General features: G+C 61.7%; 9 protein-coding genes and 1 pseudogene. 2 read left to right on the top strand and 8 right to left on the bottom strand.

What is annotated here, in order from left to right:
- Window positions 1-14 precede the first annotated feature (14 nt).
- The 7 genes and pseudogenes from EL266_RS09210 to EL266_RS14110 all read right to left on the bottom strand — a co-directional run.
- A complete protein-coding gene (locus tag EL266_RS09210) occupies window positions 15-869 on the bottom strand; it encodes a methyltransferase domain-containing protein (protein ID WP_051281186.1) in 855 nt (284 codons plus the stop codon).
- Window positions 869-1,708, bottom strand: coding sequence for an alpha/beta hydrolase (locus EL266_RS09205; RefSeq protein ID WP_169719949.1), 840 nt, complete (start codon window positions 1,706-1,708; stop codon window positions 869-871). Before EL266_RS09205 ends, EL266_RS09210 begins: the two co-directional genes overlap by 1 nt.
- 79 nt (window positions 1,709-1,787) lie before the next feature.
- Complete coding sequence (gene fabD / locus EL266_RS09200) at window positions 1,788-5,102, bottom strand: ACP S-malonyltransferase (RefSeq protein ID WP_034514911.1); 3,315 nt, start codon at window positions 5,100-5,102, stop codon at window positions 1,788-1,790.
- A complete protein-coding gene (locus EL266_RS09195) occupies window positions 5,095-5,832 on the bottom strand; it encodes a 4'-phosphopantetheinyl transferase family protein (protein ID WP_051281184.1) in 738 nt (245 codons plus the stop codon). The genes fabD and EL266_RS09195 overlap by 8 nt, the downstream gene beginning before the upstream one ends.
- A gap of 133 nt (window positions 5,833-5,965) precedes the next feature.
- A complete protein-coding gene (locus EL266_RS09190) occupies window positions 5,966-6,805 on the bottom strand; it encodes an ABC transporter permease subunit (RefSeq protein WP_197719235.1) in 840 nt (279 codons plus the stop codon).
- Window positions 6,777-7,679, bottom strand: a complete 903-nt coding sequence (locus EL266_RS09185; protein WP_026427032.1) for an ABC transporter ATP-binding protein — start codon at window positions 7,677-7,679, stop codon at window positions 6,777-6,779. The genes EL266_RS09190 and EL266_RS09185 overlap by 29 nt, the downstream gene beginning before the upstream one ends.
- Window positions 7,680-8,023: 344 nt before the next feature.
- A pseudogene (locus EL266_RS14110) lies at window positions 8,024-8,251 on the bottom strand (IS1634 family transposase); the annotation flags it as partial.
- A 58-nt stretch (window positions 8,252-8,309) separates the two neighbouring features.
- Here EL266_RS14110 and EL266_RS09175 point away from each other — a divergent pair.
- Window positions 8,310-9,484 (top strand): IS3 family transposase gene (locus tag EL266_RS09175; protein WP_408608462.1). Its coding sequence is split into 2 segments (ribosomal slippage): window positions 8,310-8,643 and window positions 8,643-9,484, totalling 1,176 coding nucleotides; the frame shifts between segments, so codons are not numbered across the junction.
- 360 nt (window positions 9,485-9,844) lie between these two features.
- Window positions 9,845-10,627, top strand: a complete 783-nt coding sequence (locus EL266_RS09170) for a transposase family protein (RefSeq protein ID WP_126412295.1) — start codon at window positions 9,845-9,847, stop codon at window positions 10,625-10,627.
- Between the two features lie 30 nt (window positions 10,628-10,657).
- Here the strand turns inward: EL266_RS09170 and EL266_RS13420 are convergent, their stop codons facing one another.
- Window positions 10,658-10,846, bottom strand: coding sequence for a hypothetical protein (locus EL266_RS13420; RefSeq protein ID WP_232012003.1), 189 nt, complete (start codon window positions 10,844-10,846; stop codon window positions 10,658-10,660).
- Window positions 10,847-11,014: the final 168 nt, after the last annotated feature.

Here is an 11,014-nt window from a genome sequence, read left to right as displayed (position 1 = left end):
TTGTCAATCTCCTGTCAGATTGTCGGTCGTCTGGCGGCGCTCACATGAAGTTGTCGGATCTGGGCATGTCGGGGACTTCGCACAACGTCACGCCAGCGTCGTGAAAGGTGGCCCATGGTCGAACTGCTCAGGTAGCCGTCCTGAACGAGTCGCGACGGGATGCTGATGCCCTCGGAGCGCGAGAAGATCTCGTCACCCAGCACCGCACTGTGCGCCGCCACGATGTCGTAGTCAACGTCGACGAACCCGGTCTCGCGCAGGAGCAGCGGAAGGTCTCGGCCGATCAGTGGGTTACCGCCCTCGTCCTCGCGCGCCCTGCAATAGGCCGAGTACACCTCGCGCAACTCCGGCACTGGCGGGCTCGCCATGAGATGCATCTCGAAGTCGTTGTCCACTACGACTGCACGTCCGCCAGGCTTGGTGATCCGAAGGATCTCGTGCAGCGCCCTCTCGGGATCGGGCAGGTGCTCGAGGACGAGTCGCACGAGCACGAAGTCGAATGCCCTCTCTTCGTAGCCAGTGTCCAGAATGCTCGCCTCTCGAACGGTCACGTCCAACGACTCCTCGGCGAACATTTCCCGAGCGCGCACCACCAGGTCGGGATCGAGTTCAAGCCCGTGCAGTTCGAGACCGGGAAACTCGTGGGCCATGTGGCGCAGAACGAAGCCGGGACCACACCCCAACTCGACGACCCGACGGGCGGCGCCGAGCCCGTAGGACTCGTAGAGCCTTCTCTCCTTCTCCCAGAAGAGGTCGACCTGGGCCGAGAGCCGCGCCGTCTCGGCGTCGATGCCGGCGCCGATTGAGCAGGCATCATATGAACTGGCACGGGTGCGGGACGCGAAGATAGGAGCTCCTTGCTGCGGCATCAGCGCTCCTCCAACGATTCGAGGAAGTCGATCAGTCGGTCCGCGACCGCGACCCAGTTCGAATCGAGCATGGCCGCATGACCTACGCCGGACACGATGGTGGCGTCCACGCCATAGACATCGGCAGTCGCGTGATTCACCTGCGGGGCGAAGAACAGGTCCTCTTCCCCCCCGATGACCGCCACCGGCACGCCCACCGACTTGGGGTCCCGCAGAACCGTCCGTGACAGTTGCTTTCCGGCACGCTGTGATTCTCCCTGCATCCGGCTGCCGTACGAGACGAGCGTGTCCTTGTCGAGATCACCGGCGAAGAACATCCCGTAGGGGAAGGCCGTCCGATCAGCAGCATCCTCGGGACCGAGCTTGCCGCTGTGCAGCTTCCACAGCTTGACCATGGCCCCCATGCCGAGCTTTGTCCACGCCAGCGCCTCCTTCCCCCCGACGCCGGACGGGGGCACCGAGGACAACAGCACGACGCCGGACACAAGGTCCTCGTCAGCGCCAAGGACCTTCTGAACGATGCCACCACCCATCGAGTGCCCGACAACGACCGGTCTCGTCGGCATGGCCTTCAACGTCTCAACGACGTCCTCGACGTACTGCTCGAGCCTCAGCGATCTGAGCGGCTGCGTCGTGCGGCTTGCGCCGTGTCCCCGCAGACTGACCGCCCACGAGCCGTAGCCCCGGTCCGCCAGATACGGCTGGAACTTCTCCCAGCACCATGCCGCGAAGTACCCGCCGTGGACGAAAAGGACGGTGGTGCCACGCCCCTCCCTCGTCGGTTTCACCCGAATCGTCTCCAAGTCCAGCATCACGTTTCTCCTATAGGTCTGCATCATCGGTTTCGAGTAAGTCATCCAGTCCGTCTGCGTCATCCAGGCGCGTAACCGATCAGATGCCATGCGTCAGCGTGGTCAGTCAACTCGCAAAATCTGCGAAGTCCCGTGACCTCGAATCCAACAACCGGCCCATTTCGGTAATCAGCTTGATCCCGATGTCATCAACATGACGGTTCCGCCAGCTCTCGAACTCGGTGCCCTTGACCCACTGGTTGAACGCCCCCAACGCCGGTCCGCAGTGGACTTGGAAGTCGACCACTCGAGTCTTGTCTCCGGCTAGGGCGAGCTGCGTCGAATGGGCGAGGTACCACTTGAAGACCGCCAGCATCTTCTGCCGATCGGTGGGCGCTCCCCCGCAGTTGATGCTGACGCGCGACTTCACCTCATCCCAGATGCCGTCGAAGGAGCGACGGAAGTACCGCTGCTCGAGCTGGTGGCGCGTGTCCACATCGATCGTCTCCCAGGAGTCGAACTGGCGGTACAGGGAGTAGAGCTTGTTCGCGCGAGCCGGGAAGAACACTCCTCGTCGCAACACCTGCACACGGCTTCCCAGCTCGAACATGTCCCCCGCCGGAGCGTAGTCGGTATCCTGGACGTTGATGTCCTGGAGAAGGTCCTTCATCACCTCGCTGGCCCCAGACTCGACGGTGCACTGGTTGATCGAACCGGTGACGATGTATTCGGCGCCGAGCAGGTAGGCGGCAGCCGCAGACTCAGGAGTTCCGATACCACCGGCACCCCCGACTCGCACCCGAGGCAACTGGGGAGACTCCTCCTGCATGCGGTCCCGCAGACGGGCAATGGTGGGGATCAGGGTGAGGGCGACCGCAGCGTCCGTGTGTCCACCCGAATCAGCCTCGGCCGTGACATCGTCTGCCATGCGCACGTCACGCGCGAGGCTCGCCTCCTCGGCCGTGATGACCGCCGCATCCTTGAGCTGCGAGACGATCGATTCCGGCGGCGGGCTCATGAACGCGGCGGCGACCTCGGGGCGGGAGAGTTTGGCCATGACCCGGTGCGGTGTGATGATCCGCCCGTCCGCACCCCTGTGCGCGCCGTTGAGTCGGAACCGGACCAGGGCCGGACTCACATCAACGAAGGCGGATGCCTCGATCACGTTCACGCCTCGCGAGAGCAGCAGATCGACCAACTCGTCCTCGCGTCGAGGATCACCGTGGCTGTGCAGAAGGTTGAACCCAAACGGCGTCCCCGCCGGAAGCCGCCGCTGGAGGTAGTCGATTGAAACGCCGACCTCGGACAGCGGCATTCCCCCAGTGCCGACAAACCCAAGCATGCCGGCCAGCGCGATACGCTCAACGAGTTCCTTGGACGCAATCCCGCGATACATCGAGCCGGTGACATAGGGATGCTTGAGCCCGTATGCCGAGCAGAGCGTCTCATTTCCGGGCGCTGGCACGGGGGCGGACTCGACGCGCGGCTCTGGTTGTCCCGAACTGACCGATCGACGTACCCCCTCGGCGCGGGTCGTCTTCTCGTTCTGAGCCTTCGCGTCGCTGCGCACGATCGCGTGTGTCAGGCCGGTCAGCACGTTGCCGGGACCAACTTGCTCAAGGGTCGCTCCGGCGCGCATCAAGTAGCGCACCGTATCAACCCACTGCACGGGAGAGGTGATCTGCTCGGCAAGAAGGCGTGCCGTGTCCGCGTCATAGGGGCGAGCGGTGACGTTTGAGATGACTGGGCAACAAGGCCTCCCAAAGGAAATACCCTTCAGCTGTTGCTCGAACTGCTCCCGCGCATCGCGCATGTAGCGGGAGTGGAACGCACCGCTGACGTTGAGCGGCACGAAGCGTGCGCCCGCCGCCGTGAAGAGCTGCTCGCAACCCAGCACCTCTTCACGCATTCCGGAGATGACGACTTGCTCGGGCGAGTTGAGGTTGGCGATGTCGACGCCCTGCTGGCTGCCCTTGGCGAGGACTGCGGCCACAGCGTCTTCGCCAAGTCCCAGAACCACGGCCATTCCTCCGCCACGGGCCCGAGCCATCAACTGACCTCGGATCTTCACGAGGGACAGCCCCGTGGCGAAGTCCACAATCCCTGCCGCATGGAGCGCGTTGTACTCACCCAAGCTGTGTCCCGCGACGAAGTCGGGAAGGGGCGCACCGTTCGCTATCTTACTGAGATAGCTCAACGCATTGACGACGTAGAGGGCTGGCTGCGTGAACTCCGTGTTGTCTAGGCGATCCTTCGGACCGGCGAGGCACAACTCCTTCACCGACCAGCCGAGGATCCGATCGGCCTGGGCGAGCTCTTCCGAGTGCTGGTCAAAGAGCTCATGGCCCATACCGATGGACTGTGAACCCTGGCCTGGGAAGACGTAGGCGAGCAATTCATTGCCATCGGGTTTCCCGGACGGTTGTGGTGACATGAGACGGAGCTCCTCTGTAGTGGTGTCGACGGATTGGGGGGCGGTGGAGGCGCGTCGGTCCCTCCCCGTGGGGTATTGGTCGGACAACGTGGACAACTTCTCGACCATGTGGCTGCTGTTCATGAATGGCGTCACCAGGGCGTGACTGGACTCGGTGGGAATGGAGTGCTGGCGCAGGATCGCGGACATCGAGGTTCCCGGTCCGATCTCGACACAGCGATACCGCCCCGACTGGGCCATTGCCCGCAAGGCGGTCGCTGCCCTGATCGGTTCTCGGAAGACGCGCCACCAGTGGCCGGGCTCGAGCGAGTCTACTCGTCCACCAGCGGCACACGAATAGAAGGGCACTCGCAGTGACGATCCCGCACTCGCTTCCGTGCGGGTTGGAGGCTTCAGGGAGTCAAGCCGTCTTGAGTGGAACGGATACCTCACCGGCAGCGCGACGTAGTTGACGGCGGCGGCATCCAGTTCGGCCTGCAATGACTTGAGGTTGTCCAGCCCTCCCGTCACGACGAAGTGCTCCGGCCCGTTCACCGACACGAGGTCGCACTCGTGTCGGGGGGCGATGCCATCGTGCCATACCTCCGGACGGGCAAACACGGCCATCATCCCGCCCGGGGAACACTGCTCGACAATTCGATCGGATTGTTCACAGATCATTCTGACTGCCGTCTCGGCCCCGAACCCGCCGGCGAACGTGGCCGCTGCCACCTCTCCCAGGCTGGCCCCCACCAAGCAGGTCGGCTGCACCCCGCGTCGGATCAGGAGTTGCGATACGGAGTACTGGAGCGAGAAGATCGCCGGATGGCTCACGCGAAGATCCGTCACGGCGTTGGCCCACTCATCACCATACAGCGCGTCCAAGAACCCGTCGCCGCGGTAATCCCGCACCACGGTGTCGATCTGCTGCATGTCCCTTCTGAACTCGGGAAACCGAAGCCAAAGGTCGTGCCCCATGCCGGGGAACTGGGAACCCTGCCCGGGAAAGATGAATGCCCAGTCACGCATGGGCCACCCCCGCGACGAGTGCCTTCGTTGAGTCGAGTCCTTGGAGCTCCGTGTCGCGCGGATGGCCCAGAGCCACCGCGTAGTTTCTGATTCGAACCGCCCTGGCCCCGTACTGGATGAGATTCCGGAACCGGATGCGGTACCCATCATGATCTGCGACCACGGACGACACCTCGAGCAGCGAGGACGGCACGGTCAGTCCCGTGAGCATCGCCTTACCCACCGCCTCCTTGGCGCACCACAGATGGGTACTCATCTCGAGCATCGACACCCGGTGTGCGAGGCACAAACTGACCTCGCTGTCGACCACTTGGGATCGCAGGGTGGCCTCCCGCCTCCGATTGATCAACTCAATGTCGATTCCCATGGGATGCCCGACGTCGAAAGCGATCGCCACGGCGCATCCGCCGCTGTGAGCGATGCTGACCCCGACCCTCGCCGACTCAGGGCAGCGGACGATCGGCTGTCCGAACACACCAGGCTCGATGAGGATTGAAGAAGGACGAAGCCACGTCGCGAGCTGCGCGCAGATCGCCAATTTAGCTGCATGGTGCCCAGCCACGAAATCCGACCGCCTCTTGTCGGACCTCGCGCGCCCCAACTGCTCCCACTCGTAGGGGTGCAATGACTCCACAAAAGACGACCAGTCGCCGACGAGAACGCAACTAATGGTCGCTTCCGACTGACGGCCCGAGCGCGACAAACGCAACCGCCTCGTGCTCTCGAACATAGTCGTGCCTCACCTCCGGTCCGTGTACAGGTCCCAAAAAAGCCGCGCAGATAGCACGCGGCGGTTGACCGCAGCGCTGTCGGTGCGCTATACCGCCCCGCTGGCGGATGATGCCCGTGGGGTCTTTCGCAAGTTAGGCCGAGATGTCCTTGCGCCGATACACGAATACTGCAACGGCAAAACATCCGACGATCACGAACAATGACACCAGTAGATGGGCAAGATCCATCGTGGCACTCCCCTTGGTCGCTTCGTCGACTCGGACGTAGGAGAAGAACGAGAACCACGATAACCACTGGGCCGAATCGCTGGAGTTCGCAAGCATCTGAAGAAAATAAGCGCCGAGAGAGATTCCGATGGTGAGCGGGTAAATGACCCGGGAACGCACTACGAAGACCGACAGAAGGAATCCGATCGCAGCAAATATCAAGTGCACGAGAAACGACCCGAGAGCCAGTTGGAGGAGCGCCTGCAGGGAATACCCGTCCTGCTGGAAAGCGACACACATCGCCCAGGACGCAAGAAACAGAACGATGTTGAGGGCGACAGCATAGAAAATGACCACTGCGACCTTCGTCACCACGATCGCGGTACGACTCAGTGGCTGCACCAACAGGTACTCGATTGTGTTGTCGTCTTCTTCCTTGGATAAGATCGTTGCGCCCAGCATGATCAAGTAAACCGCGCCCAAGAGTACTAGGACCGAGAAGACACGAGCCCCATAGTACCCGGTGATGCTGGTCATGTCGACGCCGGCAAGGCCGAACATTGCCACTTCCGCCGGCGAAAACTCCTGCAGAGCCTCCTTGGCAAAACCGTACTTTTCGTAGAACTCAGGGTATCCCGCCATGCGGAAAATACTCATGAGTGGCAAGATCAACGCCCAGACGATGAACGAGGTGCGGTGACGACGAACGTCCGTGCGGAAAAGGACCCCATGCACGTCAGACCCCCCTCCCTTGAGTCTTGTCATCGCCCGAATAGAAGTTCAAGAAGACTTCCTCGAGAGGCGGGTCTTCGATTGTCAGTTCCTCGACCTCATGCCCGGCGAGCCAGCCGAGCAGTCGATTGACATCACCCTGGATCATAAACTTGTACCCAAGTTCTGTCTTCTCCATGGAATTGGCCCCCGCGAACTCCGGTTTCACGTCAGGGTCGCGGAACCGGACTCGAACCGACTTGTACTGGGCAGCGCCGGGCTCGGACAATTCCTCGACCGCGACGAGCCTGCCCTCCCTGATGATCGCGACCCTGTTGCAGAGTCGCTGCACCTCGCTGAGAACGTGGGACGAGAAGAAGACGGTCTTGCCAGCGCCTTGTTCGTTGCGAAGAATCTCGTAGAAGGTGTTTTGGACCAAAGGGTCCAAGCCACTGGTGGGTTCGTCGAAGATGAGCAAGTCGGGATCGTGAAGAATGGTCTGGATGATCCCGACCTTCTTCTTGTTTCCTGTCGACAGCGAACGGAACTTCTTCGACAGGTTGAGATCCAGCCGTGAACTGAGTTCCTTTATCTTCTCAGACCCATCGACATCGTGGAACCTCGCAGACAAATCAAGCAACTCACCCGCCGTCATGTCATCGTAGAGGCTGACGTCTGCAGGGAGATAGCCGATTCTCTTGTGGATTTCGCGAGACTCCTCGACCACGTCGTAACCCAAAACCTTAGCGCTCCCACTCGTGGGCTTCAGGAAGCCGAGAAGTGTTCGGATAGTCGTGCTCTTTCCCGCGCCATTTGGGCCGATGAAGCCGAAGACCTCACCCCTCTCGACGGCGAGATTGACATCCTCGACACCACGGGATTTTCCGTAACTCTTGGTTAGTGAACGCGTCTCAATGACCAGCGACATGAGTCACCCCCTTTACACCGAATGGGGGACGTGGCCGTGCGACGGGTTGTGGCGGTCTGACACATAGTCATGCGTATACCTTGACCCATCCGACGGGGCACCACGCCGCAAGTGTACAAGACGAGCGGACGATGGCAAGACCGACGGATGTGCTCTCAACTTGTAAGGGTGGGTGGGGGCATCAATTCAAGGATTGTTGCCCACGTTATAGAAACGCATCTCGATGATAACAGCGCCTCCACTGGGGTGTCAATGGCTGGCCCCACCAAGCTTCACGGACTACACGTATGCTGCCCGAGTCGCGCCGAACGCCGGTGGCGTACTGGCACCTGAGTTGTCTCAACTTAGTGCCCCGAGGTTAGTTCGTTGATGATTTTTTGTGCTGTTGTTGCGATTTGGGGTTGGGCAATAATGTGATGCCCGTTAACGCTGATGATGACTTCTTGTGGTGGTTTGAGTTCTTGGATGATTGTTTTAATGCTTATCCCGGTCGTCTGTTGGCGGTGATGGGCTATGGCCAGGGCGGCGACAACGATGGTCAGGTGGGCCTCAATGGCGTCGCGGGTGTGGTTGGGGTGAGTGGTGTTTTTCGGACAGGGGAGGATTTTCGTCTTCCTTTGATTCGATAGGATGGGACCATGTCAAGGGCGAGGTGACTGTGAGGGGTTCAAGGAACAGGTGGTGCGCGAGGTGATCGACAAGGAGCGGTCGATCGCGTCGGTGGCGGCCTCCTATGGTCTGGTGGCTCAGACGGTGGGTAACTGGGTCGCGAGGCACAGGATGGAGCACGCCACGGATCAGGAGAAGGAAGCGGCAGCGGAGGCGGCTGAGATCACTCGGCTTCGGCGTGAGGTCCGCGAGTTGCGTCAGGAGAACGAGTTCCTGGGAAAAAGCGGCAGCCTTCTTCGCGAAGAACGACCGGTGAGCCAGCGCTACGAGCTCGGGGCCGCGAGGAAGGCAACTACCCGATCTCCTCGATGTGCCGCTGGTCGAGGGTCTCCCGATCGGGTTACTACTTCTGGCGGGACCGGCCGCAATCGGCGACCTCGATGAGAAGGGAAGAGCTGACATCGATGATCAAGGCCGAGTTCGAGGCCTCGGATGGCACTTACGGCTACCGGCGTATTACTGCCCGTCTGGGGCGTCGGGGCGTGGTGACGCACCATGGCACCGTGCGCTGCCTCATGCGTCAGGCCGGTCTGGTGGCCGCGCAACCTCGCCGAAAGGTCCGCACCACCACCCCGGCGGCTGACCTGGAGGGGCGCCCGGATCTGGTGGAGCGGGACTTCACCGCCACAACGCCAGGAACCAAGTGGGTCGGGGACATCACCTATATTCGCACCTGGGTGGGATTCGTCTACCTGGCCACTGTTCTGGACTGCGCCACGAAGAAGGTTGTTGGCTATGCCATGGCTGATCACATGCGCACTGAGCTTGTCTGCCAGGCGATTGATATGGCGGTGCGCAACTGCCCGCCGACGAGAGGAACAACGATCTTCCACTCCGACCGCGGGTCGCAGTACACCTCCGAGAAATTCGCTGAGCACCTGGGCGCCTACGGTATTCGCCTGTCGGTGGGCAGGACCGGGGTGTGCTGGGACAATGCATGGGCGGAGTCCTTCAATGCCACACTCAAGAACGAGAGGGTTCACCGGATGGTGTACCCCACACGGAGCAAGGCCATGAATGATATTGCCTCATGGATCGAGCTGGTCTACAATCACACCCGACTGCATTCCTCTCTGGGATATCGCACCCCTAACGAGGTGGAACGCGAGCTCCTGGACCACAAGAAGGCAGCCTGACCAACACAACACACAGTCCGAAAAACACCCAGCAGTCCAAGCCGACTCGATAGAGCCGTCGTTCGCCGACTTGGCGGTCTTGTTGATCTGACCGGACCTCGCTGTACCGGCAGCCTGTCCGGCTCGGTGCAGCGCCAGCATCAGCAGCACCCGAGCCAGCGCCTCAGCATCGATCTTCTGGCGCCATGACGCCACCGCTCGGTAACGCGGCCGACAAGCGCCTCGATTCCTGTACCTCATGACACTCGCCTCCGCTTAGGGTGTTATTCATGGGGATTGGTTCGTGTCGTTAGTTGGTGCATCGGCCGTCTCGGGGAGAGAGTTGGGTTACCACACTCGATTCTCTTGGGGAGGCGGCCGATGCATTACGAGTCTACCACGGGGCTGTGCGATGAGGATATCGATGAGCTTGTCGGGCGCATCGGTGAGGTGCTCGAATCTCGGGGCCAGAGTCTATTGGGCTACCGCCTGGGACTCAGGCAGCAGGTGGAGCTGACCTTGATTCTGGCGCGCCATAACATCTCCCAGGCCCTGGCCGCCGACATGTGCGGCATCTCCCAGCCCACCGTCTCCAGGATCTGGAGACGCATTGTCCCCCTGGCCACCCACGTGCTGGCCATGAGTGGGATCTGCCTGTCCCAGGCAGTGGCCCAGGGCAGCCTGCTGCTCGTTGATGGCACGCCGATCCCCACTGGCAACAGGCCCGCAGCCGACAAGCAAGTCGAAAAGGCCAACTACTCGGGCAAGCACCACGCCCAGTGCCTGAATGTCCAGGTCGCCGCCACCACCGACGCCACCCTCGTGGCGGTCTCGGACCCGGTGCCCGGCTCACGCCACGACAGCGCCGCCTTGAGCCTGTGCGGCTGGGACACGATCCTCACCGGCGCCGATTGGATCGCCGATACCGCCTACACCGCTCATGGCGCACTGACCCCCATCAAGAAGACACCGGGCAGGGAACGTCTGGAATGGGAGAAAGAGTTCAACACAGCCGTGTCATCCACGCGCGCCGCCATCGAGCACACCATCGCCACGCTGAAGAAATGGAAAATCCTATCCACCGGCTACCGCCACCGCCTGGCAGAGCTCCCCAGCATCATCACCCTGATCACCAAACTCGAACTCTACAGAACAGGCTGGTAACACCCACATGAATAACACCCTTACTCCGCTTCACCAGCGCCGCAGGCACCAGCGCGCCCCGGCCACGGCGCCGGCGACAACGCCTGCCACCGCGACCGCCCACCGGTAGCGCCAGGCCAGCTCCACCGTCCAGACCAGCAGCACGACGCCGCCGAACAGGTACAGGCGACTCCTCCAGAACCTCACCGCGAGCGAGTGCATCCCGCCACCGTCCGACATGCTTAACCCCTCTCATGATCCGACCTCCTTGGCGAGTTTGGTTTGCTTCAGCGTTCGTGTCCGGTTTTGGGTCTGGGATCAAGCAACATCGGTACGGTCTTGATGAGGCCTTCAGGAGGGGGCGCGATGAGCAACAACGGGAGCTCGGTACCGAGGAAGCGGCGACCG

Origin of the sequence: Actinomyces slackii, from assembly GCF_900637295.1 — a bacterium.
Taxonomy (GTDB): Bacteria; Actinomycetota; Actinomycetes; order Actinomycetales; family Actinomycetaceae; genus Actinomyces; species Actinomyces slackii.
The sequence above is the reverse complement of the archived record's forward strand: the minus strand, read 5'-3'. Positions and strand labels throughout refer to the sequence as shown.